Below are 24,996 nucleotides of genomic sequence, written 5' to 3' on the forward strand. Positions count from 1 at the left end.
TTAAAAGCCCTTCTGAACTACTCCGTATTTTCTTGCAAAGTCAATGGGGTAATAAGACATTTTTGCCTTTCGCAGGCCTTCCATTCCAACATCATCCTCCCGGTTGACAAGCACCGGTTTTTCCGGAAATGCGTGAATCAGAAACTGCTGGTTGATAAACTGGTAAAGCCCTTTCATATTCGGGTCAGCCTTTTCGATATGAATGACCGCCATATTTTCAAAGGAATTGTAGGTGCCGATGGTAAAAGCTTTTAAATCACCGTCAATATAAACGCCTGCCATCCTCACGTTAAGCAGAGAACAGTTCTTTAATATATCATGGATGCCCATTACCTCATAATCCAGCTGACGGACAAATTCTGCGGCTTCCACCTTATTCTCCCACCAGTCATCCAGAAATTCCAGCACATCATCCCTGTCCGAGCAGCAAAGTGTCCGGTATTCATACCTGCCCTCATATTCCCTTAAAAATGAGTTTAAATGGTTTTTCTTCTTGTGAAGCTTTTTCCCTGCCAAAGTCCTCATGGCTTCCCCGTCGTAAAGATAATCCTTTAAATCCTCTTCTTCTTTGACTTCAAACTTTTCCGGGTCCAGCTTTAAGAAATTGACTGCCTCTTCGTCCGCAAGAAAAATGCGGAGAGGCTTCTTTAAAACCTGGTTAAAATAATCTACCATCTCCTGGAAATAATGAGGAAGATCCTCCTCCTTACACATGGGCATGGCGGAAAACGGCTCTCCGTCCTTTTCCATTAAAAACTGCACTGCTTTCCCGTCACTTATGGCGTATTTCACATGGTAATAATCTCTCCAGATAAAACTGTCTAAATACACACTGTCACAGGTCCTGTTGGGCCGTAAGGCATAAAAAGGCGCTATTTTGCGTATATCCTCTGCCTCGACCGGCTTAAATTGTAAATTCATAATTGTTCCCTTCTATATTATTGCTAACTTTTTTTAATAAAATCAGTCCCGCATTTCGGACAATGGATGCTGATCCTTCCCTTTCCTCTGGGGATCCTGATCTTTTGCCCGCATTCCGGGCATTTATAAATATGGAATTTTCTGATCTGCTGAAGTTTAAAACGCCGTTTCCGAAATGCTTCCGAGATATGAAACCAGATGCGTTCAAATTTCTGATTTTCTTTAAAACGCTTTCCGATATTCTTTGAAAACATGCGGAAATAGCACAAAATCAGGAGGATCATCCCTGCCGTGTCCAGAAGCCTGTTCCGGCTGAAAAATCCGGCCGCAATAAAAACAAAAGCTGCACCGTTTAAAAACTGTCCCAGCCTGTCCATGCCGTATCTTCCGATCATAAAACGAGCAAAACGTTCCCTAAACCCATTCATCCCGTGTCTGCCGTCCCTTCTTCATTTTGCCTTAACTATAATAACCTGTGGACCGAAAGTCAATCTTCCTGGGAAATATTTCATAATCTTTTCAGAATTACTCCTTAGATTTATCCCTGTACTGCTTGGGCGTCATTCCATACCGCTCCTTAAACAGCCTGTGAAAATAGCTGCTGTTTTCATAGCCGATCTCTGCAATGATTTCTTCCACCGGCTTTGCCGTAGAGGCGAGAAAATTTGCCGCCCGGATCATCCGGATAAGCTGCAGACACTCCGTAAACGTCACCTGAAAATGCCGTTTAAACAAGCGGCTGATATAATAAGACGGCTGCATGGACAGAGTCGAAAACTCTTCCAGGGTCGCGGTCGGATAATTGTTCTCTAAATATTGATATGCAGTTATTGCAATTTTTTCCTCATATTGAGCCATATCATGCAATTCTGTCTTATCCGCATTATGAAACAGCTCCATAATAAGTATTCCCATGGTAGCCTGATTAATTTCCTGCCTGCCCTTTTTATCTCCGATCATGGACCAGATCATATTTTCCAATAAGTTCTGGGCCGGCAGCATGTCCTGTAAATGAAAGTGAAGGTATTCTGCTGTACAATGCTTTCCCATGGCCGGACCGGTAATAAAATGGCGCAAAATGCTTCCATCCTCTACCATCAGCTCGGGATGGAAAAAAAATTCCGGCATCAAAAAGAAATGGACCGCAACAGCCCCCTCATCCGCCGGATAGGCGGCATGAATCGTCCCCTGCTTTAACAGCAAAAGATCATTGGTTTCCAAACGCAGGATCCTGGTTCCGTTGATCACATGGACCGTAGACCCGCTGCACATATAAACCAGCTCCACATAATTGTGGCTGTGATCCGGAATGGGAAGCCTGTGAGGCTGGCAGCACATGTCCATCAGCTTTCCCTGGCCCATGGCAATATCCTTATCAGCCGTACTGTTTCCCGGTTCTTTTACACAGTGACACAGGGCGGAAGCCGCTTCATTCCATAAACCATTCTTCCCTTCCGATAAATCCCTTAAATATTCCAGAAGTTCTTTTTTCATGCTTCCCTCCAAACGGCAGATTCCCCTGCCTTCCCCAGACCATTATAGCACTATCTCCTCATTATTTGCAAGAAAAGACGGTTTTTATACAAATTTAGACATAGCTTATTCCTTCCATGTTGTCATATAATCAGCTTGGATTTTATCCGAATACAACCATCTTTTTAATGAGGTGAGCTATATGAAAAGGTACCCCATCTGCTTAAACAGCATAGACGAAGTAACCGCATTCGTCAAGACAGTCAACCAGTATGACTGCGACATGGATATATGTAAAGGAAGCACTGTCATTGACGCAAAATCTTTTCTCGGCATTCTGACCATTTGCCCTGACACTGATCTGGAGCTTATTATCCATGAAAACGACCACAAAGAGATTCTGGATTCTCTGTCCGGCTTTCTCCTTGATGAGAAATCAGCATGACCAATACATTCAAATAAAAAAGATGTCCGATAAGCCAATTCCTTACCGGACATCTTTTTTATTTATGATTCATTAATGAAATTTAAATCCATTTACTAAATCCTTTAACATCTCTGCCTGATCGGATAGCTCTTCGCTGGCTGCAGCACTTTCCTCCGCTGTGGCCGAATTAGTCTGAACCACGCCGGATATCTGATCAATTCCAACAGAAACCTGCCGGATTGCCTCAGACTGCTGAACCGAAGCCTCTGATACTCTTCCTATCATTTCAGAAACAGAACGTGTACTGTTTACAGCATTGCTCAGTGATTCAGCCGCTTCATCCACAAGCCTGGAACCATTTGCCACAGCCTGAATGGACCCTTCAATCAGATGAGTGGTGCTCTTGGCTGCATCAGAGCTCTTTGAGGCCAGATTCCTTACCTCATCGGCAACCACTGCAAAGCCCTTTCCTGCTTCTCCCGCCCGGGCAGCTTCCACCGCCGCGTTTAAGGCCAGGATGTTGGTCTGGAAGGCAATGTCTTCAATGGCCTTAATGATCTTCCCGATCTCACTGGAGCTTTCATTAATCTCTGCCATAGCGGAAACCAGCTCATTCATGTGATGATTGCTGGTTTCCAGCTCCCTGGAAGCAAGAGCGGCCTGCTGGTTGGCACTTGTGGAATCCTTTGCATTCTGCTGGATCTTATGAGAAATATCACCGATGGTTGCCGCCAGCTCTTCCACGGAGCTGGCCTGTTCTGTTGCCCCCTGTGCCAGGGCCTGGGAACTGGCCGAAATGCTCTGTGCGCCGTATGCCACCTGATCAGAAGTCTCGGTAATACGCTCCATAGTGGTGGTAAGGGTGCTTCTTATCTTTAGCAGAGACTTTTTAATTTTCTCAAAGTCACCTTTATAATCATACTGGAGCTGGAAAACAAGATCTTTTTCCGCTACCTGGTTTAATACTGCGGCGATTTCATCTATGTAATTCACATAATTCTTTAGCTGGCTTACCGTATTTCCCAGGGACGATGCCACCATGCCGATCTCATCGCTGCTGGATACATCCACTTGAAGATCAAGTTCTCCCTCTGCAATCCGTTCCGCAATGACGGACAGCTTTCTAAGAGGTCCGGATATCCCCCTGGCCATTACAAAGATGATCAGAATAAGAATAAAGGAACCCAGAGTAAAGATAGTGGTTATAGTGCTCACCACCGCCTTTCTGGAGGAGAGCACCTCAGACTGGTGGATGCTGGACAATACAAGCCAGCCTGAATCCCCTACCCGGTTGATGGAACCCATATACGGAACCTTTTCCATGGTATATTCGTAATTTCCCACCGCCTGACCGGTAAATGCATCTTTAATATTCTGGGAAATATCGATCTCTGAAATGGTCTTCTGAATCAGGCCATTGTTGGGGTGATAGACGATCTGCCCGCCTTCTGTTGCCAAAATCACGGCTCCGGTCTTCCCGATCTTATAATCGCCTAAAACCGAGACCAGCTGGGATAATTGAATATCAACTCCCGCCACACCCAGCGGTTCCCCTGTTTTATCATCAAACACTCCACAGACAGCACTGACAATGACCTGTCCAGTACTTGCGTCCACATAAGGCTCTGTCAGAATGGGGTGATCCAGTTCCATAGCCCGGTACCAGGGCCTTGTGGAAATATCCCAGCCGTCTTCTGACGTAAAATTATCCGACTGCGTCACCTGGCTGACATCCAGATCCGCGATCCATGCGGCAAGAATATTTTCCTTGTCAGTAGCCTGGAGCTTATCAAGTGTCTTCTTTACATCCGGATAACCTTCACTGTTTGGCAGCCTTACCTTCCCGGTGGCATTGGTAAGAAACGTTTCAAACTGGCTGCTGGCAGCCGCACTCTGCACCTCAGCCAAATAAAAAGTCAGGAAAGAATTCACCTGATTTGCAGCCGCAAGGGAAGCAGAATTCAGTGTTTCAATTGACTGGGCCTGCATGCTCTTACCTGTCTGCGTTGAAATGAATACTCCTGACAGAATAAAAATAAATACAACTGGAATGGAGATACCGAACAGCAACTTCGTAAAAATGTGTGTTTTTCTTTTGTGCTTCATAGACATCCGTCCTCCTTTGTTTTGGTTACAATTAATATAGCATGGCGTTGGAAGGTTCGCAACCAAAATGATAATTAATTTAAAACAGCTGCAGAGTGCGATCCTATAAGTGAGGGAAACAGGTTTTCATGACCTGTTTTAAGATCTCTTTATCCTTATCCTGCATACGGGTCAGAGGGAGCCTGTAGGTTTCTTCGCACAGCTCAAGCATGGATAAGGCCGCCTTAACCGGCACAGGATTCACATCCATAAACATGGCGTTCATAATGCTAATCAGCTCCAGCTGCATATTCCTGCTTTTTTCCAATTCGCCTTCAAAAAAATACTGGCATATCATATGCATCTCAAAGGGCATGATATTGGCTAAAACAGAGATCACTCCCTTACCCCCAAGGGCAAGAATGGGGACGGTCTGGTCATCATTTCCCGAATAAAGATCAAGCTTATCGCCGCAGAGAGCCGCAGTTTTGGCAATATGGGAAATATTCCCTCCGGCTTCCTTAATGGCTTTAATATTGGGATGCTCCGAAAGCTTTAGATAAGTTTCCGGATTAATGTTCACCCCGGTGCGGGTGGGGACGTTATAAAGGATGATGGGGATATCCACGCTGTCTGCCACAGCTGTAAAATGCTCCACCAGGCCATGCTGGGAGGTCTTGTTATAGTAGGGGGTCACCTGTAACAATGCGGACGCTCCTAAGGACTGGGCCTTTCGGGACAAACGCACGGCGTGGGACGTACAGTTTCCCCCCGTTCCCATGATCACAGGAACGCGGTGATTTACATAATGCACCACAAATTCGATCAGTTCCAGTTTTTCCTTTTCTTCCAGGGTGGCGGATTCCCCTGTGGTCCCGTTGACTACAATGGCATCCGTGCCGTTTTCCAGCTGAAATTTCAGCAATCTTTCCATTGCTTTAAAATCTAAATTCCCATGCTCATCCATGGGCGTAACGATGGCTACCGCAGAGCCTTTAAAAATCGCATCTTTCATAGGCACTCATTCCCAAAATTAGAGGTTCATACTAACAAAAGTATGACAAACATCCCCTGTTGGTACCATACACAAATCAATTTTTTTATCATATAAACCATTATAAGGAGTGATGACCGTATGCATAATTTTCTTCTTTTAGGCGGCGATTCAAGGCAGCTTTATTTAAACCACATGTTGATTAAAAACGGCTTTCAGACGACCTTTCACTATAGCAGCGAGGATCCTTCATTTTCCATGGAGGAAGCCATAAAAAACAACAATGTCATCCTTTGTCCCATCCCCTTTACAAGGGACAAAATCAGCCTGTTTTCTGTCAACGGCATGGAAGACTTAGGGATAGGGAACCTTTTAAGTCTTTTGACACCTGACCACATTCTTTTTGGGGGCAGCATCCCTGCCTATGTAAAGGAATATGCCGAAGAAAACCACATTGCATGTTTTGACTATATGGACATGGAAGATGTTACTGTGAAAAATACCATTGCAACTGCAGAAGGCGCCATTGCTGAGGCCATCCGCCTAAGTCCCGGCTGCCTTCACAAAAGCCGGTGTCTGGTAACCGGCTTTGGCCGGTGTGCAAAAACTCTGGCAATGAAATTAAAGGGCCTGGATGCGGTGGTGACCGTTGCAGGCCGTAAGGAAACACAGCTTGCCGCCGCGGACTCCATGGGACTTCATACCAGACCTTTAAGTGATCTGGCCCTGGGATTGGGGGATTATCAGTTTATTTTTAATACCATCCCCGCTCTCATCCTGGAAAAAGATTTGATCAATTCCATGGACCCGGACGTAACAATCATTGATATCGCATCCGCCCCCGGCGGCGTTGATTTTGATTTCTGCAGGCAGCAGAATATCCGCGCCAAGCTTTGCCCGGGACTGCCCGGGATCTATGCACCCGGAAGTTCAGCGGAGATTTTATTTGAAGCAATTGTAAAATACCTGTCGTAAAGGAGTGTCCTATGAAGCTGGAAGGAATAAAAGTAGGCCTGGCAATCACCGGGTCCTTTTGTACTTTTGATAAAATAGAAAAGGAAATAAAGGTTCTGGTGGATAAGGGAGCCGATATCTATCCCATTTTCTCCACCAAAGTACAGACAACAGATTCCCGTTTCGGAGATACAGGGGAATACATGAAGCAGGTCTCTGCCATGACAGGCAATCAGCCGATCCTGAGCCTTGAGGAAGCGGAGCCTATCGGGCCAAAAGGCTATCTGGATATCCTGCTCATCGCCCCATGTACCGGCAATACCCTGGCAAAGCTGGCCAACGGCATCACCGATACCCCGGTGCTCATGGCAGCCAAAGCCCATTTAAGAAATTCCAAGCCACTGGTGATCTCTCTTTCCACCAACGATGCCCTTGGAATTAATTTTAAGAATGTGGGAGAATTATTTAACGCAAAATATATTTATTTCGTCCCCTTTGGCCAGGATGACCCTGTGAAAAAGCCCAATTCCATGATCGCACATACCGACCTGATTGCAGATACTTTGGAATACGCTTTAGAAGGGAAGCAAATTCAGCCTGTCATTTTTTAGCTCTTGCGATGCAAAGGCCTCAAAAACCCGTTGATACTGGTTTTTGAGGCCTTTTCTGGCGCATTCTCATCCGGATTCTGCTTTCCCGGCATATAAAAATAAGCTATAATAAAAACAAGAATTATTAGGTGAAAGGAGCCTGTTTATGAATCAAACGTCAGTAGGGATCACGCTTAACAGCATTAAAAACATCCTTCCCCACACTCACAGCTGCCTGGAGTGCGTGCTGCTGCTTAAAGGGAAATTACAAGTGGAGATCAACGGTGATGTCTATCACATGTCTCCGGATGATATTGTACTGATCAACTGCAGGGATATCCATTCCTACTCTGCCCAGTATAATAATCTGGCCATTATGCTGCTCATAGAAGAGGATTTCTTAAAGAACGAATGCGAAGAAGTATTAAACAGCACCTTTCAATGTAATTCCATCCTGCAGTCAGATTCGGACAAGTTATATGAAATTAAGCGTCTGCTCACCCGTATGCTCCTTGTACATATGAAAAAGGAAGAAGGATCTGATCTGGAATTCCGGGCCCTTTTGTTCCGCTTTTTAGTCACCCTTATGCAGCGCTTTAAAGTCGGAAACAATCCCCCCTATGAAAAACAAAGGCAAAATACGGCATCTCTCAACCATATAGTAGACTATATTCATCGCAACTATGCTTCTGCCATCACCCTGACTGATACAGCCAAACAGCTGTACCTTTCCCCCCAATATTTTTCCAAATATTTTAAAAGCAAAATGGGAACAAGCTTTTTGCAGTATTTAAATCAGGTACGCCTGGAACATGCCGTCGTAAGCCTGCTTGGCACCAGCCAGCCGATTATCAGGATTGCCCTTGACCATGGATTTGCCAATGCCAAAGCCTTTTCAGCCGCTTTCCAGAGGCAGTATGGAAAGTCTCCGGGTGAATACCGGAAAATATATGCAAGGCCCACAAAAAGGAAGAACAGCAGTCTGGAAGAAATCAGCTCGGATTTACAGGATAACCTTTTGGAGCTGGTCAAATATATGAAAAGGCATGACATGCATCACGACACGGCCCTGTATTCCCCGGATGCCATCAAGCTGGACATGACCCAGATATCCCCGATCCAGCTGAAAAGGCCAAAAAAAATGGTCCAGATCGGCCGCATGACAGACATTCTTCAGGACGAGCTCATGGAACAGCTCAGGGAGCTGGGAAGGCTGTCCTTTGATTATATTTATTTTGAAGCCTTTGATTTAGATGAGATCAGGGTAGAAAATGACCATTTTTATTCCAATTATCTTTACAATCAGTGCATACATCAGATAGGAGAACTTAAGCTCACCCCTTACGTACAGATCGATCTGTCCCGGCAATTGGATCGCTGCCATAGCGATTTAAGCGTTTATATGAAGCGTCTGTCCTGTTTGGCAGGCATACTGCGCTCTAATACCAGCTGTCAGACACTGGGGCACTGGAGACTTGAGATCGCATGTAAGGACCCTGCCCACTTAAAAAGCTTTGCCGAATTTTATAATTCCATTTGGAAGCTCTTAATGCAGGAAGAGCTTAAGATTCAGATTGGAATCCTGATCCCTGACTGGGCCTTAATGCCGGGAAAAGAGCATGAGGCTTTTTATGAGGCCTTAAAAAACCTTATTTCCCCTCCCTGTTTTGCGGGATTTCACGGATATCCCCACCCGTTTCCTGAGCAGGACCACTCCAGAACAAAACAGCAATTGGAGGATTTCTACGTATGCCGGATCGAAGCCATTGAAATGTCCTTAAAAGCCCATGATCTGCCTGTTCCGCCCTTGTATATGACCCGGTGGAATACGCTTGCAGGCTCCAGCGTGGCAGAAGCCGGGGCATTCTTCCGATCCGCCCTGATCTTTGACACCATGATGAAATTATGCGGCAAAGTGGAAGCCATCGGATTCCCGGTCAGCACTTACCATATCCAGGAGTTTGAAGGAATCCATGATTTCGGTATACTGGGCCTGTTTCTTCTTAAAAAGATCAAACGCCCGGTTTACTTTGTGCTGGAGGCCTTTAATTATGTAAGCGGCAGGCTGGTATTTTACAATAACAACCTTGTAGTTACTAAAAAAGGAGAGGACGAATTTCATATTGTCATATACAGTCCCTATTACATGAACCCTCTTTACTCAGTGGATCTGTTTTTAATTGAACATGAGATCCATCAGATAACCTTAAGCCTTCAGGGACTGGCCCCCGGCTCCTACCGGATCAAACGGTTTATATTTGACCAGGGAAGCGCAGGCATATTCAACCGCTGGTCAGGAGCCGGGCTGCCGGATCTTAATGATCCTGATGTTACAGAGTACCTGGAACGTGTCGTACAACCGGACTTCTATTTCCTGGAACAGAAAATCGATGGGGAATGCTCTCTGCATGCGAGCCTTACGTTTAACGGGCTGGTGCTTTACGTCATAAAAAAACAGTAAAAATAGTCAAGGGGATATTCGCAATCCGCTTCGCTACTTGATTGGTTAAAAAATGACCTCCCATTTTTATTCCATTCTTATTCTAAGCTTAAAAAAAGATTGAAACCTCCTACATTATATACAATTATTTATTTATTTTTTATATTTTTTTATATAAAATTTACTTATCAAGGGTGAGGTCACCCGAAAAAGGAAAGAGGAGGTCTTTTATGAACAATTATTTAGACATCGCAAACGGCGGTGTGGTATTCCTGCTCTGCGGCATTGTCATCGCATATGTGCTGGCACAAGCCGTCATATTCATGCGAAAGGCCTGGGCAAGAGGCCTGGAACTGGGTATGGAAAAAAGCGCCATGAAAAAGGTCATGATCAACAGCTGCGTGGTATCTGTTCTGCCAAGCCTGCCTATCCTGATCATCCTGCTGCTGTTAATGCCTTCCCTTGGACGCTATTTCCCATGGCTGCGTCTCAGCGTGGTCGGATCAGGAGTATATGAAAATATGGCGGCAGACGTTACTGCAAAGGCCTTTGGCCTGGAAGGCATTGCCGACAACCGGTTTTCCCTTGAGGTTTTCGTCAGCGCCATGTGGGTCATGACCATCGGCATCATCTGGGGACCGCTGTACACCGCCTTTGGCTCCAAGCTGATCCAAAAAGGGATCAAGGTGCTAAAGGGAAAACAGGAAAAACGTTTTCAGGCAATTTTTGCTTCCATGTTCCTTGCACTGCTATGTGTATTTTCAGGACCATATTTAGCCACTCCTTTCCGGGTAGGAATCACAGGTCCCATCGGCCTTGTTCCGCTGCTGGTGGTAATCGCCTCCATGGCAATCAGCTGGCTTCTGGACGTTGCTGCTAAAAAAAGCAATATCAAGGCCCTGTCGGAGTTTTGTTTCCCTATCAGCCTTGTGCTGGGCATGACCTCTGCAATTATATTCAGTCAGATATTAGGGTAAAGGAGGAGAAAACAAATGAAACAGAACGATTATTACAGTTCCATTCACCGGTTAGGACGCTGGTCTACCCTGATCGGCATTGCGCTCATGTTTATGGTGCCTGTTGCTGCGACAATTATTTATGATGTAAAACTCAATACCGCAACCGTTGTGGCTGCCGCCATCCAGCTTTGTATCGTATTTATTCCCACCCAGCTTACAGAGGTCATCTCCTTTTCACCCATTCTGGGAGCCGGCGGTACTTATCTTTCTTTTATTACCGGTAATGTTATGAACATGAAGCTTCCTGCTGCTGCCGCAGGCCACCGCCTTATGAATGTGGAGCCTCACAGCGATGAAGGAGAAGTGGTTTCCGTGCTTGCCATCGGCATGTCCTCCATTACCACCACCCTGATCATATTTGCGGGCATGTTCTTATTTACTCCTTTTATTCACTACTTAGAGAACCCCGTCTTAAAGCCAGGCTTCAGCAGCGTTATGCCGGCACTTCTCGGAACCATGCTGCTGCCCTATTTACGCAAGAACTTTCCTTTGGCCATCACTCCTCTCATCATCAGCACCTTATCAGGAGTCTTGTTTGCCGCAAAATACGGCCAGGTCCAGGGATATCTGCTTCTAGTGACAATGATTCTTTCAGTGGGTGCATCTATTTTAATTACAAACGCGAAAAACAAATAAGATGAAAACAAGGAAGGGAGACTCGTTATGAGCGGCAAAGAGCGTATTATTGAATTAATTGAACAAAAAAGGGATTTATTTACGGCCCTCTCCGATCAGGTGTGGGGATTTGCGGAGACCCGCTTTGCTTTAAAAAAATCTGCCGATTTATTATGCAGTGCAATGGAAAAGGAAGGCTTTAAAATCACCAGGGACCTGGCAGGAATGAAGGATGCCTTTATTGCCGAATATGGCCAGGGAAGCCCTGTGATCGGAATTCTCGCCGAATACGATGCTCTGGCTAATATGAGCCAGGAATCCGATGTTGCGTCTCCATGCCCCATTAAGGCAGGAGAAAGCGGCCATGGCTGCGGCCACCACCTGTTAGGTGCCGGAGCCGCCGCAGGCGCGGTAGGCATTAAGGATTACATGGTGGAAGCAGGTTTATCCGGCACCATCCGCCTGTTTGGCTGCCCTGCAGAGGAAAGCGGCTATGGGAAGGCATTTATGGCAAGGGACGGCATTTTTAACGACACAGATGTTGCCCTTACCTGGCATCCCATGGATTCCACAGGCCTTTGGGATTTCAGCTCCCTGGCAGTATTCCAGACATACTTCCGGTTTAAGGGACGTGCGGCCCATGCCGCTGCGGCGCCGGAACATGGGCGAAGCGCATTGGATGCAGCGGAATTAATGAACATCGGCGTGAACTTCTTAAGAGAGCACATCATTGATGAGGGACGGGTTCATTACGCCTTTACCGATGTAGGGGGAACCTCAGCCAATGTGGTACAGCCTACGGCAGAGCTTTACTATTTTGTGCGCGCCCCCAGAACAGACCAGGCAAAGGAAATTTACGACCGTGTGGTCAAAATCGCCCAGGGCGCAGCATTGATGACGGAAACAGAACTGGAAGTGGATTTTGACTCCGCCTGTGCAAGCTATCTGGTCAACCGGGAGCTGGGCAGGGTCATGTATGACAACTTAAAACAGGTGAGCCCCATTGAATACACCCCGGAAGAAATGGCCTATGCAAAGCAGTTCTATGACCAGCTTCCCGAGTCAACCAAGAACCAGATTGCAAGAAAGATCCAGGCCTTCCTTCCGGACGCAGAGAAGTCAGTTATTGAAGAGGAAGCCAAAAGCCCTGTTAACCGTCTGGTTGCTCCCCTCACATTCCCCAATAAGCCCATGAGCGGCTCCACGGATGTGGGTGATGTGAGCTGGACCATTCCTACGGTCACTGCAGTTGTTACGACTGCGCCAAACGGAACCCCAGCCCATTCCTGGCAGTGGGTTGCCACCGGCAAATCAAGCATTGCCCATAAGGGAATGATCACTGCCGGAAAGACCATTGCAATGACCGCTCTCGATCTCCTGGAAAATCCTGAGATCATTAAGAAAGCAAAAGAGGAGCATGAGAGAAATCTTGGCGGCAAGCCTTTTGAAAGCGCCATCCCGCCAGAGGTGTCTCCCCGTTAAATCCGTCATTTAAACAGGGGAGTTTCCCGTATTTGCTTTTGCTGAAGAGGATTTAAAATGATGGGTCCTTCTGCTGCCATAGCTGCATCCGCGGTTGCAGAGAAAGGACCAAAATAATAAGATAATTGCCAGCCTTTTAATCTGTGTTCTGATTATAAGGCTGGCAATTCTTTATGCGTATTCTTCTGCTACCGGCGTTTTGCTTTTGGTTCACTCCATTCTCTAATTAATTATTGCACATGCGGTTCATATAATTTCTGATATGATTTGTATTGTTTATTTCGATTGCACCATTTTGATTAAAACTCATTAAATGGTGGGTTCTTGATTGGTCATAAATTATAAATCCGAATTGCTTATATAGATTTTGAACCGGGTCAGACTTGTAAAGATTCAAGAATATCGGCTTGTCTGCTTCCCTGGAAAGTGACGTAATATGGCGTAAATAAAATGCCTCTATTCCCTTATACCGGGCAGACTTTATAAGCTGAAGGGATATTGAACCAAACCTGTCCGCCTGTTCATTAAATGTGAAAAAACCGACAATCCTATTGTTCAGCAGTACCTTCTGAAAACAAGTACATTTTTGCATTTTATGAAAATTATCTGTGCCTATTATAACTTGTATATCTTCAATCCAGCCATCATTGTATTTATCTACATATTTTTTATAACAGGCCCTTCTTATATTTATGTATCTTTCTAAGTCATTTTCATTTACATCATGCAAGGAAAAACCTCTATTTATTAAATCGTCTGTTAATATCATATATCCCCCCTGACTGCCAACGGCCATCTGCCTGTTAACAGGATTATGACTGTATAACAGGAGATGGAGTATGGGCTATTTTGATTTAAAGTGCTGGTACTATCATAATCGTACAAGCAAATAAATATTACTATCTTTTTCATAAATTTCAAAAAGAGCGGGCCAGTTTCCTGGCATGCAAAGCCCGTCTTCTTAACAAAATAAAAAAAGGTCAAGGCTGACAGGTACTTTCCCATTTTTTTAACATAACATAAGGCAAATTGTTTTATTGAAAGGCAGTAAAATTATGGCTTCTTGCCCTGTAGGACTGTTTCCTTATACCATTCGATCCGGCGATACGCTATGGCAGATTTCACAACGTTATTATACTTCCACTGGTGCAATTATGGCAGCAAACCCAGGCTTAAATCCAAACAACTTATCAGTGGGGCAGACCATTTGTATTCCGGCAAGAAGAGCTCCCCGTCCTCCCGTTCCGACTCCACCTTCCGGAGGAACAGGCGGCGGTGGGAGCCGCTGTCCCGTAGGCCTTCGTACCTATACCATTCAGCGAAATGATACCTTATGGCTTCTTTCCCAGCGTTATTGCACCACCGTAGAAAGTATTCTGGCCCTGAACCCCGGAATGAATCCCAGCAACCTGAGAGTAGGTCAGACGATCTGGATACCGGCCGGATACCAGCTGCCCAACCTGCCTTTCTGGTTCCGTTCCCAGGCCGTCACACCGACGGAACCAGCCAGCAGTAATGAGACCACCGTATGCCCGGAGGAATCCGATTCCTATGTGGTTGAAGCCGGTGATACGATTTGGCTGCTTTCTCAGCGTTTTCAGACTACGGTCGATGAAATCATGGCAGTTAACCCAGGCATCGATCCTGCCAATCTGTTTGTCGGACTGGTGATCTGTATACCCAGGAGACGCAATAACATCCCTCAGCCAATGCCTGTGCCACAGCCGACACCCCAGCCAACTCCGCGGCCAACACCACGGCCAACGCCTCAACCTATACCTGAACCGACAGAACCACCTATTTTCCTCTGGGTCAGCAAGGAAGAGCAGAATTTAAACAACTACATTCGTCTTTTGTGGGCTCAGCATGTTTACTGGGCCAGAATGGCAATGCAAAGTATGATACAGGACCTTTCAGATGCGCAGTCAGTTGCCAATCGTCTCGCACAGAATCCAAAAGATTTTGAAATAGCTTTACAGACTTTCTATGGAGAGGAAGTAGCTGAGAATTTTGCAAATCTGCTTAACGAACACCTTTCTCTTGCCAATGAATACGTCACAGCTGTAAAAGCAGAAGATACGGCCGCAGCGGATGATGTTGAAAGACGATTATACCAGAATGCCGATCAGATTGCGGCTTTTCTTGGAAACATTAATCCAAATTGGTCAGCCGAAGAATGGAAAAACATGCTTCACGACCATCTTGCGCTTCTGAAAGAGGACATCTGCAACATGTTATCCGGAAATTTTGAGGACAGCATAGGTACATTTACCGATATTGAGCGGGGGGCACTGGAAATGGCCGATATCATGGCCCTTGGAATCGTAAAGCAGTTTCCTCAGTATTTCAGATAGGCTGGATCAGGACGTATGTCCCATATCACAAAGTAATAATGAGGTGCTTAACAAAAAAAATCTGCTGTTGCTCTGATTTTCCAGTTAATAAATCATTTATCAGGCAACAGCAGACGGTTCCCGTTTCAGATTCCATTATGTAATTATTTTTTGCAAACTTATAGCTCCACGGAACGCTTGTAGCTATAAGTTTGGTTGAAAATATTTATGTTTTGGAACCTGGAGCTGAGACCGGGCTTTTAAAGTATTATGTTTTTGATCAATTTCTATATTTGGAATTATATGCCGCATCTTTTTAAACTTTCAAAAAAAGTCCTCTCACCACTTATATATTTCACCATCCCTCCAAGATTGTTACATTTCTATCAATATCAATTCTCCCCTGTCAGTTAATTTCAAACAAAGATACCTCAAGGCTGCCTTTCCATTTGATCGTATCATAAGGGGTGTCAGGAAATACAACCATGGTGATCATATTAAGACCTCCGTCTGCAAATACTTCTAAAACTGATACATCAAAGATCACTTCAAGGTCCCAGCTTCCTTCTTTCAGGCGTTTTGCGGAAGCTACGGAATATTCCGACGTCATAAACTGTTCATCGAACTCCCGGTATCCGGCAATGGTCCGGTTCACAGTTATCGTATCTTCCGTCACTTCAATCTCCAGCCTCTGTCCTTCACTGTTTGACAGGTAGATCCTTCCCTCCCCTTCCCCCTTGACTTTTAAACCAAAGGTTTCCGTCATCAAATGTACACCGCTTTTAACGGGATACGCCATATGCCGGAACTTGTCAAGACCTTCCGCATGTCCGGCCAGCCGGTAGCCTGCCTTTGTTTCACGAACAGACAGGCTTCTCGCCAGAGTCGCCTGTCCGCAGAATTCATTGGTAGGGACCTTGGATGCATAAGTCCAATTCATGGCCCATCCCATAAGCAGGGGAGAATCATAATTCTGGAACGTGACGCCCGCATAATTGTCAAAACCGTCATCCAGCCAAAGTACCTCATCTGCCGGATGGGTGCAGATGAACTTGTCTCCGTCGAAGTCTCCTATAAAATACTGGATTCTGCAGCGTTCCTCGTCCGTCTTGGTCATGCTCACCACTAAAATCCAGAATACTTGATCCTCATACTTGATTCGAAACAGATCCGGGCACTCCCATACACCTTTCACACGGTTGCCTTCAGGACCGAATTCTCCTGTTTTTTCCCATTTTTTCAAATTCTGAGAACTGTAAAAATAAACCCGGTCCTGGGCTGCCAGCACCAGACTCCAGCAGCGATGGACAGGATTCCAGAAAGCCTTGGGATCCCTGAAATCAGGAATGCCGGGATTTTCAATCACCGGATTCAAATAAGATTTCTCAAAATGCTTCCCCCCATCTACGCTGTAAGCAATGCTTTGCTGTTCCAGCCCTGTCTCACTGTCATGGCTGGTATAAACGGCAATGATAGGAGGACTTTCCTTGGTTCCGTAGCCTGAGGTATTATACTTATCATAAACACTGCTGCCTGAAAATATATAACCCAGTTCATCAGGATACAGCGCTATAGGAAGATGCTCCCAATGCAGCAGATCCTTTGTCACCGCATGCCCCCAGTGCATTGGCCCCCATACGGTATCACCGGGGTATTTCTGGTAGCAAAAATGGTAAGTCCCGTTTATATACACCATACCGTTAGGATCATTCATCCAGTTATCGGTTGGAGCAAAATGAATCCTGGGCCGAAAATCTCTTATTCCTTTTGTGCTCATAATATTCCTCCTCTTTCCAGTCTACATTTTATTTTCTTAATTATTACTGAAGCTGGTAAATCTGCACAGTCAAATCCCCTTGTACAGAGATTTTCTCATAGGGAACATCCGGGTATACGGTCATAGATGCCGTTTCCAATCCCTTGTCTGCAAATACCTCCAGATAAGATACATCAAACAGTATTTCCATATCAACCGCTCCGCTCAAAAGGCGTTTTGCTTCCGCCACAGAATGAAGCTTATCACAATATTTTTCTGAAAAATCACAGGCACCTGCCCTGGACCGGTCAATTCTGATGTTCTCTTCTTCTATCTCAATTACCAGCTCCTGCTTCTTTTCATTCGAAAATGTTATTTTACCGGATCGCCCCTGCACTTTCAATCCAAAGCATTCGCCAATCAGCGAATCCCCGTCAGCAACCGGGTAAGAAACAGCACGCAAATGATCCAATCCAAAAGGCTTAGCTGCCAGGCGGTGCCCCTTTTCTGTTTTTATCAGGGAAAGCTCTCTGGCTGCAGTCATCAACCCTGCAAATTCTCCCGTAGGCACCAGATTGGCGTATTCCGGACTGACTCCCCAGCCTAAATAAATGGATTTGTCGTAATTATGAAACGTCACCCCGGCATAATTGTCAAATCCAAAATCCAGCCAAAGCGGTTCCTTCCCCTGTGTTCCGGTCCGGAATGTATCTCCGTCAAACTCTCCAATAAAATATTGAATATTGGCGCAGCACCTTCCCGGAATTGCCATCATGCTGGCAAGCAGCACCCATTTTTCACCCTCTTCTGTCTGAAGAGGGAACAAGTCCGTGCATTCCCAGGTGCTATTCACCAGATTCTCTTCCCTGCCGAATTCGCCTGTCCTTTCCCAGCTTTTCAAGTCCTCAGATGCATAAATATAAGCACAGTCTTTGGCCGCCAGGATCATGCTCCAGCAATTCCGCTTCTTGTTCCAGAACACCTTGGGATCCCTGAAATCTTCCAGGCCTGGATTATCAATGACAGGATTGCCGTAATACTTCTCAAAATGGTATCCTCCATCCACGCTGTAAGCAATGCTTTGACATTCATGGCCGCCTTCCGGTCGATGGCTGGTATACATGGCGACTACAGGAATCTCTCCAGCTTTTCCAAAGCCTGATGTATTCTCTTTATCATAAGCCATACTTCCCGAAAAAATATAACCCAGTTCATCCGGATGCAAGGCGATGGAATGATGCTCCCAGTGCAGCAGATCCCTGCTGGCAGCATGGCCCCAATGCATCGGCCCCCAGACCGGTTGTTCCGGATGATGCTGATAATAAAGATGCCACAGACCATCCATATAGACCATTCCATTAGGATCATTGCTCCAGTTTCTTGGCGGTGTAAAATGTACCTTTGGCCTGAAATTACGTACACCCCTTGTACTCATATTTAATCCTCCTAGCAATATAGCAGAGGCTGCCGTACAGCCTATTCTGTGTGGCAGCCCTGTTAATTTTTTATTATTTTACAGCGTTTTTCGCTCTGTCTACAGCTCCCTGATAAATATCAACAATATCTTTTACTCCTGCTGATTCCAGTTCGTTCTTGTAGCTTGTCCAGCCTGCATCATCCACACCTTCTGTAATCCATTTTGCTATGTAACGGTCAACAATATTGGAAACTGTAGGCTGAACCTGTGCAAGTCTTGTGATCTCGTCAGTTGTCATCATTACTTTTGGAATTGTCTCATATTCCTTCAGAATATCCTCTTTGCCGTTGACCACCTGATACTCATAAAGCTTTACCGCATCAAAGGTATATTTTACAACGGTGTCATAATAACCGTCTAATACAGCCATTGGCGTACGGGTAATGGTTGTATTGGCTCTCTGCTGTCCAAAATCTGTCCACGGATCCTGTGTAATGATATGTCCATTTTCATCTAAAGGCGTTTCCATGATACCCTGGTCATTTTTCACATAGTTGTATCCCATTGCGCCCCAGTTGGTCTGGATAGAAACCTCCGGATTGCCATAGATATAGTCATAGAATCTGGCTACCAGGTGAGGGAACTTACAGTCTGTTGTAATCGCACCAATAGAAGAATCCTGCATCTCTGACTGGTTCAGGGCAAAGCCGGTCTTTCCTGCTTCCCCCTCTAATCTCGGAAGAGGAACGTATTCATCATGCACATCCAGGTTTACGATTTCCTGATCTGCCCAAACACCGAAAGAGCCGATTCTAGCTACATCTTCTTTGATCAAAGAGCTCTTAAATGCAGCGCTTTCCGCATTTTCAAAGGAACCGTTCCATAACAGTCCTTCTTTGTAAAGCATGTTAAAGAATTCTGCTGTTTTCTTAATGGATTCATCCAATGCGGTAAAGGTCACTTTACCGTCAATAATTCTCAAATGGTCGGCATATGGATTGCCGCCGCAGTAAGAATCCGCATTTCCGAAAGCTCCGGTAAATCTGTAGAACAGGTTATAAGAGCCGAAACCATCCTGGTTATGCTGACCAAACCAGCAGGCCATGGGAATCTCATCATCTTTGCCGTTTCCGTTTAAATCACCGGCATCACGGAACGCTTTCAGACAATCGACCCATTCATCCACGGTTGCAGGAACATCCTTCCCAACCTTGTCAAGCCAGGTTTTGTTAATCAGGAAGGGCCCGGGAGTCAGGATTAAGCCTTTCATCTGCTCAATCCAGGGGAAGCCATACATATGACCGTCCGGGCTCTGTACTTCCATCATGTAAGATGGGTTATCATCCAGGATCTTCTTTAAGTTGGGCATGTAATCCTTTACGATTGTTTCTGTTGGGAGGAAAATGTTCTGATCCGCATACTGGGCAACCGTAATGCCGGACTGGGAACCCTCAAAATTCCAGAACACATCAGGAAGCTCATTGCCGGCCGTCAGCATTAAATTGATCTTTTCTCCTGCATTTTCCGGCGGGATGGTGGTCCACTCAAAGGATACACCCGTATCTTCCGTCCATTTCTTCACCATTTCAATATCTTCAGGTTTTGTCACACGCTGAGCATCACCAACGTTTAATACTTTGATCTTTCCGTACTTTTCTTCAAACTTGGCTGGATCTTTGATAATCGGAAGAGAGCCATCCAATTGGATGATGCCCGCATCTACGGCTTCCTGTTCCTCTGCCGTCAGCTCTACTGCTCCCTTTTCCGCATCGGCTGTATTGCTGCTGCCTTTGGAGCCGCCGCACCCGGAAAGCAGAGATGCTGCAATTGATACAGAAAGAATGCCTGCTGCTAATTTTCTTTTCATATTTATTCCTCCTCTTAAAATAATATTTATTTTTCTTTTATACCTTGCTCCATCAGCCCTTTACCGCACCAATGGTGACACCCTTTGCAAAATACTTCTGCAGGAATGGGTATACAGCCAGCAATGGGAAAGCTGAAACCACAACAATACAATACTTTAACTGCTCTGCAAGCTTCTGCTTTGCCACCAGCTCCGCCGCAGAAGCTCCTACATTTCCAGCCTGATTCATCAGCACCAGATTCCTTAATACGACCTGCAAAGGCATTTTATTTTCATCTCCCAGGAACATCAGCGCATTAAAGAACTGATTCCACATGGCCGTTGCATAAAACAGTGTGATAACCGCGATGATGGTCTTGGATAGAGGAAGGGCGATCCTGAAAAAGAACCCGAAATCGCTGCATCCATCCAGCTTTGCCGCCTCCAAAAGCTCCATGGGAATTCCGCTTTCAAAGAATGAACGGCATACAATTAAGTTGTAGGCTGATACCGCCACCGGAAGCACCATTGCCCAGATGGTATTGTAAATTTTCAGCTGGGAAATGGTCAGATACAAAGGAATGATACCGCCGCTGAAGAACATGGTAAACGTAAACAGAAACATCAGCACCCTGTTTCCTACCAGGTCCTTTCTGGATAGGGCATATCCTGCAGGAATGGTGGAAACGAGGGATACAACGGTGCCAACCACCGTGTACTTGATCGTGTTCCAATATCCGCTCCAGATGGGCGCATAGCTCAATGTTTTCCTGTATCCGTCCAAATACAGGGATTCCGGAAACAAGAGCAGCTTGCCGGAGTTTACAATGACCGGATCAGTAAAGGAAGCCAGGACCACATAGTAAAGAGGGTACACAATTGCGATACATACCAGCAGCATTACGGACACATTCACTGCCACAAAAATTCTGTCGCCTGCTGATAACTTCATCTTTTTCTTTTTTGGATTCATCCTTATTCCCCCTTAACTTTAGAAGATGCTGATATCACTGGTTTTCTTGGAAACAAAGTTTGCAATCAGCAGGATAACAAAATTCACCAGCGCATTAAACAATCCAACTGCAGTAGCAAAACTGTATTGTGCACTTTTCAAACCGACCTTGTACACGTAGGTAGAAATCAACTCGCTCACCACCGTATTGGTTCCGTTCTGCATCAGGAAGGCCTTCTCATAACCTACGTTCATAATATTTCCTACCGTCAAAATCAGCATCAAAATAATCGTTGGCAGAATCAGAGGGATATCTATGTACAATACTCTCTGAAATTTAGATGCCCCGTCAATAATTGCCGCTTCATAGTAATCAGGACTGATCCCTATCAATGCCGCAATATATATGATGGCATTAAATCCCATGGTCTGCCAGATGTTTGATCCGATGAACAAAGTCCGGAACCAATCGGCAGAACTGGTAAACAGAATTTCCTGACCCCCTGCCCCTCTGATTAAGTTGTTTACCAGACCATTCGCTGAGAACAGAACGGTAATAATGCTTACCACAACGACGTTAGACATAAAGTAGGGTGCATAAGAGATCGTCTGAATTGCCTTTCTTGCTCCATTTTGGGTGATCTGATTCAGCAAAAGAGCAAAGACAATAGGGATTGGAAATGCGATCACCAGGCTTAACAAACTGATAACAACCGTATTCTTAATCGCGGTCATGGCAATGCTGGTACTGAAAAACGTCTGTAAGTGTTTAAACAACGGCACCGCCCAGGGACTGTTGATGATTCCCATCCTTGGCTTAAAATCCTTAAAGGCGATAATCAACCCATACATGGGATAGTAAGCAAACACTAAGAGCCAGATCACAGCGGGGATCAAAAGCACATATAGCTGCCAGCAGGCCAACGCTCTCCGCAGGTTCCCTTTCAAATCCCTCTTGCTTTTCAGCATGACTTTTGTTTCTTTACGATTTTTACTCATACTTAACTTCTCCTCCTTTCCTTTTACGGAACTATGAATGGATAGCGGTTTCCTTTCCCCTAAGAAGTCTGCACATATCCCCTATATAGGATAACTTTTGTAATATTCTTTATGTGAAACCCGTTCCACATTTTGTATTATAGTTTAATTTGTACAATATATCAATATACATGTGAAACAAAAATTAATTTTATGTATTAATACCAATTTTAATCTACCTTTATTATGCACTTCAGCCAACAAAGCGGCATGTTTAAGAGTTTGATTTTCCTTGTATTACTTTATCTGTTTTATATTTTTGTTTCACCACATTGATCTATTTTCTTGTTCCGCGTCAATGTTCCATATTTCCGTTCCATATTTTTGTTCTTTATTCTTGGTTCCTATCCCTGTTAAAAAAATCACTTTCATAAACCTGTTTTATATTTCTACTTTATATTTCTTCTTTATATTTCTGCTTCATAACCCTGCTTCATATTTCCTCTTCTTTTTCCGGCTTCTTATTCCAGCTTTACAGCCTCGTTCCACATCTGTTCCATATCCATTCAGCATCTGCATCATCTATTTTTTAATTTGAGCATGATATTATAGTTCTCATTTCTATGAAAGAATATATTTTAACAGTGAGGCTTACATATCACGGACATATTGGGCGCGTATAATAAAGAGTCTGTTGGGAAGCTTGGTTTTGATTGAATTTATCAACGTGTTTATTGGGTTTGAAGGCTAATATTTTATAAAAAAAGACATTTGTTCACAGGACCAATAACCTATGCAAATTCAAGGGCCTGTTGATAACTTTGACAAATGATCCAGTGCAATAAGGGACCTGCTGAAAAAGAGGCCTTTCTGCATACCAAACTCTTAAATATACCCAGCAAATGCATAAACCCAAAGCTTTCGATCAACATTTTATCCGTTATTATTGAAATACCCCTGCCAAAATATCCTTTATCTGCAGACCCTTCATTCCAAAGCATTCAGTTATAGGCAGGCAGAAAAATCCCAAAACAAAAGCCGCCTCATGAAGAAATATCACGACTTCTTCATGAGGCGGCTTCACTATATAATAACGGTATACTGTATTATGTAAAGCACCGCCATACTTTCAATTTTATGTTCCCGGTCTTCTTAAACAGTTCCACCTTCCTGGAAGCTTATTTTCACAATCTGGTCCAGCTCTATTTGCTTGGCGCCTTCAATTTCCTGCATAATGGTATTTACGCACCTCTTGGCTATTTCCGGAAGGTTCTGGCATATGGTTGCTATGGTTGGATGTAACATTCTGGTGAGAGGGATCCCGTCATACCCTACGATTTTAAGCCTCCCGGGTACATCAATCTGATATTCTCCGGCTACCTTCAAACAGGTGATTGCTGCAATATCATCTGCAAAAATCCCATCCGCATATTCAATGAACCTAACGCATTCCCGCCTCACCCATTCACTGTATTCAAAAATCATACGATCTCTGGGAGTATATACCTCCAGCACTTTATGCCCTTCCTCCTCCATTCTCTCCCGAAATGCTTTATGCCTTTCTAAAAAAAACCAATTGTCGTATGGCATGGGCATGAACTGCACCACCTTCCGGCAGCCTCCTTTTAATAAGACTTCCGCCGCCATCCGGCCTCCCTGGCGATGGTCAGAATGAATATTGGCAACATCAGGCCCCCAGCTTCTATCCATACATACAATCGGACGCCGTATATTACTTATATCTGTATCAACAGCCATATCTACACAGCTGATCAGCCCATCCATAACATTTCTTTGCAGCATCTCCAAGTACTCTTCCTGTTTTAAGAATTTCTTATCAACACCGCAGATCATGCATTTATAGCCATGTTTATACAGTTCAATCTCTATGTGTTTTGTCAAGCCTGCAAAAAAAGGATGTTCCAAGTCCGGAACCATGACCCCTACAAAACCGGAGCGCTTGCGGTACAGATTCTGAGCCAATTCATTTGGCACATACTCCAGTTCCTTTACCGCATCAAGGATCTTTTTCTTGGTCTCTTCCGCTATATAACCAGTTCCATTCAAAGCCCTGGAAACCGTCCCTATTCCAACTCCAGCCTTTAACGCAACATCTCGAATACTGGCCATATTTTTTTACTCCTTTCATTTTGCATCATAGTTTTTTACAAATTATTTTTATCTTATCTTATCCTGGAGTAAAATGCAAGACAGCATTTGAAATGCAGTTCTGAAAGCTTCCAGTTCATGCCTCTTCTAAAGGATGAGGACTTTCTGACTTTCTCAAATTCGAATATGGTCATATATATAGACAATACCATAGAGAGCCTGAATTCTACCTATGGAAAGCTGAATCACCAAAGAAACAATAATGAACAATATCAATCCAAAGCCAGGGCAAAATAAACAATAGTTGAATATCGTGTGTGAAAGATGGATCCCGAAATAAAACAATTCAGAACGTCTAGAACCGGCAGATTTTCCTGCCGGTTCTAGACATACCCATAAATCTGGCTTATAAATAACCAGAAAGCTATAATTTTTCACCCAAATAAACGGTGTTATATCTGTTCCGGTCTATGCGGCGGTAACGGCATTTATCATCTCTCCCCTTATGAAGAAGACCATCAGTTTAAAGGGTTCGAATCAGGAGCAGCCAGACGGTCTCAGCATGCATGAGTACGGAATGAACCTTTATTCAGACTTCCACATTG

General features: G+C 44.7%; 20 protein-coding genes. 8 read left to right on the forward strand and 12 right to left on the reverse strand.

Annotation, left to right across the window (positions count from 1 at the left end):
- The 3 genes from K401_RS0107310 to K401_RS0107320 form a co-directional block, all read right to left on the reverse strand.
- Positions 1-921 (reverse strand): DUF2156 domain-containing protein, encoded by a 921-nt coding sequence (locus K401_RS0107310; RefSeq protein WP_024292341.1) that lies wholly within the window; start codon positions 919-921, stop codon positions 1-3.
- A 23-nt stretch (positions 922-944) separates the two neighbouring features.
- Positions 945-1,349 (reverse strand): zinc ribbon domain-containing protein, encoded by a 405-nt coding sequence (locus tag K401_RS0107315; protein WP_024292342.1) that lies wholly within the window; start codon positions 1,347-1,349, stop codon positions 945-947.
- 97 nt (positions 1,350-1,446) lie between these two features.
- Complete coding sequence (locus K401_RS0107320; RefSeq protein WP_024292343.1) at positions 1,447-2,415, reverse strand: AraC family transcriptional regulator; 969 nt, start codon at positions 2,413-2,415, stop codon at positions 1,447-1,449.
- A 181-nt stretch (positions 2,416-2,596) separates the two neighbouring features.
- Between K401_RS0107320 and K401_RS0107325 the strand changes: the two genes are divergently transcribed.
- Positions 2,597-2,839: an HPr family phosphocarrier protein gene (locus K401_RS0107325; RefSeq protein WP_024292344.1), complete on the forward strand. Its 243-nt coding sequence runs from the start codon at positions 2,597-2,599 to the stop codon at positions 2,837-2,839.
- A 72-nt stretch (positions 2,840-2,911) separates the two neighbouring features.
- Here the strand turns inward: K401_RS0107325 and K401_RS0107330 are convergent, their stop codons facing one another.
- Together K401_RS0107330 and dapA are read right to left on the reverse strand one after the other, a co-directional pair.
- Positions 2,912-4,927 carry a methyl-accepting chemotaxis protein gene (locus tag K401_RS0107330; RefSeq protein WP_024292345.1) on the reverse strand — a complete coding sequence of 672 codons (2,016 nt, stop codon included), beginning with the start codon at positions 4,925-4,927 and terminating at the stop codon, positions 2,912-2,914.
- 103 nt (positions 4,928-5,030) lie between these two features.
- Entirely contained in the window at positions 5,031-5,921 is an 891-nt protein-coding gene (dapA, locus tag K401_RS0107335; protein ID WP_024292346.1) for a 4-hydroxy-tetrahydrodipicolinate synthase, read from the reverse strand.
- Positions 5,922-6,041: 120 nt separating this feature from the next.
- Between dapA and dpsA the strand changes: the two genes are divergently transcribed.
- The 6 genes from dpsA (at position 6,042) to K401_RS0107365 (ending at position 13,000) form a co-directional block, all read left to right on the forward strand.
- Complete coding sequence (gene dpsA, locus K401_RS0107340) at positions 6,042-6,875, forward strand: dipicolinate synthase subunit DpsA (RefSeq protein WP_024292347.1); 834 nt, start codon at positions 6,042-6,044, stop codon at positions 6,873-6,875.
- Between the two features lie 11 nt (positions 6,876-6,886).
- Complete coding sequence (locus K401_RS0107345; RefSeq protein ID WP_024292348.1) at positions 6,887-7,465, forward strand: dipicolinate synthase subunit B; 579 nt, start codon at positions 6,887-6,889, stop codon at positions 7,463-7,465.
- 145 nt (positions 7,466-7,610) lie between these two features.
- Complete coding sequence (locus tag K401_RS0107350) at positions 7,611-9,905, forward strand: helix-turn-helix domain-containing protein (protein ID WP_024292349.1); 2,295 nt, start codon at positions 7,611-7,613, stop codon at positions 9,903-9,905.
- Between the two features lie 209 nt (positions 9,906-10,114).
- Positions 10,115-10,861, forward strand: a complete 747-nt coding sequence (locus K401_RS0107355; RefSeq protein WP_024292350.1) for a DUF5058 family protein — start codon at positions 10,115-10,117, stop codon at positions 10,859-10,861.
- Positions 10,862-10,876: 15 nt separating this feature from the next.
- The gene (locus K401_RS0107360; RefSeq protein ID WP_024292351.1) at positions 10,877-11,539 is read left to right on the forward strand and encodes a hypothetical protein; all 663 of its coding nucleotides are present in this window, start codon (positions 10,877-10,879) and stop codon (positions 11,537-11,539) included.
- Positions 11,540-11,566: 27 nt separating this feature from the next.
- Positions 11,567-13,000 (forward strand): amidohydrolase, encoded by a 1,434-nt coding sequence (locus K401_RS0107365; RefSeq protein WP_024292352.1) that lies wholly within the window; start codon positions 11,567-11,569, stop codon positions 12,998-13,000.
- Positions 13,001-13,226: 226 nt separating this feature from the next.
- Here K401_RS0107365 and K401_RS0107370 read toward each other — a convergent pair whose 3' ends face one another.
- On the reverse strand, positions 13,227-13,769 hold the full coding sequence (locus tag K401_RS0107370) for a hypothetical protein (RefSeq protein ID WP_024292353.1): 543 nt from the start codon (positions 13,767-13,769) through the stop codon (positions 13,227-13,229).
- A gap of 286 nt (positions 13,770-14,055) precedes the next feature.
- On the opposite strand from K401_RS0107370, the gene K401_RS32315 reads away from it, so the two are divergent.
- The gene (locus K401_RS32315; protein WP_024292354.1) at positions 14,056-15,354 is read left to right on the forward strand and encodes a LysM peptidoglycan-binding domain-containing protein; all 1,299 of its coding nucleotides are present in this window, start codon (positions 14,056-14,058) and stop codon (positions 15,352-15,354) included.
- A 385-nt stretch (positions 15,355-15,739) separates the two neighbouring features.
- On the opposite strand, the gene K401_RS0107380 is transcribed toward K401_RS32315, so the two are convergent.
- From K401_RS0107380 to K401_RS0107415, 6 genes are all read right to left on the reverse strand, one after another.
- A complete protein-coding gene (locus tag K401_RS0107380) occupies positions 15,740-17,110 on the reverse strand; it encodes a glycoside hydrolase family 32 protein (RefSeq protein ID WP_024292355.1) in 1,371 nt (456 codons plus the stop codon).
- Positions 17,111-17,153: 43 nt separating this feature from the next.
- The gene (locus K401_RS0107385) at positions 17,154-18,524 is read right to left on the reverse strand and encodes a glycoside hydrolase family 32 protein (protein WP_024292356.1); all 1,371 of its coding nucleotides are present in this window, start codon (positions 18,522-18,524) and stop codon (positions 17,154-17,156) included.
- Positions 18,525-18,597: 73 nt separating this feature from the next.
- Positions 18,598-20,373 carry an extracellular solute-binding protein gene (locus K401_RS0107390; RefSeq protein ID WP_024292357.1) on the reverse strand — a complete coding sequence of 592 codons (1,776 nt, stop codon included), beginning with the start codon at positions 20,371-20,373 and terminating at the stop codon, positions 18,598-18,600.
- Positions 20,374-20,425: 52 nt separating this feature from the next.
- Positions 20,426-21,325, reverse strand: coding sequence for a carbohydrate ABC transporter permease (locus tag K401_RS0107395; protein WP_024292358.1), 900 nt, complete (start codon positions 21,323-21,325; stop codon positions 20,426-20,428).
- 18 nt (positions 21,326-21,343) lie between these two features.
- On the reverse strand, positions 21,344-22,303 hold the full coding sequence (locus K401_RS0107400; RefSeq protein WP_024292359.1) for an ABC transporter permease: 960 nt from the start codon (positions 22,301-22,303) through the stop codon (positions 21,344-21,346).
- A gap of 1,131 nt (positions 22,304-23,434) precedes the next feature.
- Entirely contained in the window at positions 23,435-24,412 is a 978-nt protein-coding gene (locus K401_RS0107415) for a LacI family DNA-binding transcriptional regulator (protein WP_024292360.1), read from the reverse strand.
- Positions 24,413-24,996: the final 584 nt, after the last annotated feature.

Origin of the sequence: Lacrimispora indolis DSM 755, assembly GCF_000526995.1 — a bacterium.
In the GTDB taxonomy this organism is placed as follows: domain Bacteria; phylum Bacillota; class Clostridia; order Lachnospirales; family Lachnospiraceae; genus Lacrimispora; species Lacrimispora indolis.

Bases quoted from the DNA above. Each gene is read 5' to 3' on its own strand.
- K401_RS0107320 (WP_024292343.1), bottom strand. From the start codon at position 2,415: ATGAAAAAAGAACTTCTGGAATATTTAAGGGATTTATCGGAAGGGAAG.
- K401_RS0107395 (WP_024292358.1), bottom strand. From the start codon at position 21,325: ATGAATCCAAAAAAGAAAAAGATGAAGTTATCAGCAGGCGACAGAATT.
- K401_RS0107380 (WP_024292355.1), bottom strand. From the start codon at position 17,110: ATGAGCACAAAAGGAATAAGAGATTTTCGGCCCAGGATTCATTTTGCT.
- K401_RS0107415 (WP_024292360.1), bottom strand. From the start codon at position 24,412: ATGGCCAGTATTCGAGATGTTGCGTTAAAGGCTGGAGTTGGAATAGGG.
- K401_RS0107365 (WP_024292352.1), top strand. From the start codon at position 11,567: ATGAGCGGCAAAGAGCGTATTATTGAATTAATTGAACAAAAAAGGGAT.
- K401_RS0107325 (WP_024292344.1), top strand. From the start codon at position 2,597: ATGAAAAGGTACCCCATCTGCTTAAACAGCATAGACGAAGTAACCGCA.
- K401_RS0107330 (WP_024292345.1), bottom strand. From the start codon at position 4,927: ATGAAGCACAAAAGAAAAACACACATTTTTACGAAGTTGCTGTTCGGT.
- dpsA (WP_024292347.1), top strand. From the start codon at position 6,042: ATGCATAATTTTCTTCTTTTAGGCGGCGATTCAAGGCAGCTTTATTTA.
- dapA (WP_024292346.1), bottom strand. From the start codon at position 5,921: ATGAAAGATGCGATTTTTAAAGGCTCTGCGGTAGCCATCGTTACGCCC.
- K401_RS0107400 (WP_024292359.1), bottom strand. From the start codon at position 22,303: ATGAGTAAAAATCGTAAAGAAACAAAAGTCATGCTGAAAAGCAAGAGG.
- K401_RS32315 (WP_024292354.1), top strand. From the start codon at position 14,056: ATGGCTTCTTGCCCTGTAGGACTGTTTCCTTATACCATTCGATCCGGC.
- K401_RS0107310 (WP_024292341.1), bottom strand. From the start codon at position 921: ATGAATTTACAATTTAAGCCGGTCGAGGCAGAGGATATACGCAAAATA.
- K401_RS0107355 (WP_024292350.1), top strand. From the start codon at position 10,115: ATGAACAATTATTTAGACATCGCAAACGGCGGTGTGGTATTCCTGCTC.
- K401_RS0107370 (WP_024292353.1), bottom strand. From the start codon at position 13,769: ATGATATTAACAGACGATTTAATAAATAGAGGTTTTTCCTTGCATGAT.
- K401_RS0107315 (WP_024292342.1), bottom strand. From the start codon at position 1,349: ATGAATGGGTTTAGGGAACGTTTTGCTCGTTTTATGATCGGAAGATAC.
- K401_RS0107360 (WP_024292351.1), top strand. From the start codon at position 10,877: ATGAAACAGAACGATTATTACAGTTCCATTCACCGGTTAGGACGCTGG.
- K401_RS0107345 (WP_024292348.1), top strand. From the start codon at position 6,887: ATGAAGCTGGAAGGAATAAAAGTAGGCCTGGCAATCACCGGGTCCTTT.
- K401_RS0107385 (WP_024292356.1), bottom strand. From the start codon at position 18,524: ATGAGTACAAGGGGTGTACGTAATTTCAGGCCAAAGGTACATTTTACA.
- K401_RS0107390 (WP_024292357.1), bottom strand. From the start codon at position 20,373: ATGAAAAGAAAATTAGCAGCAGGCATTCTTTCTGTATCAATTGCAGCA.
- K401_RS0107350 (WP_024292349.1), top strand. From the start codon at position 7,611: ATGAATCAAACGTCAGTAGGGATCACGCTTAACAGCATTAAAAACATC.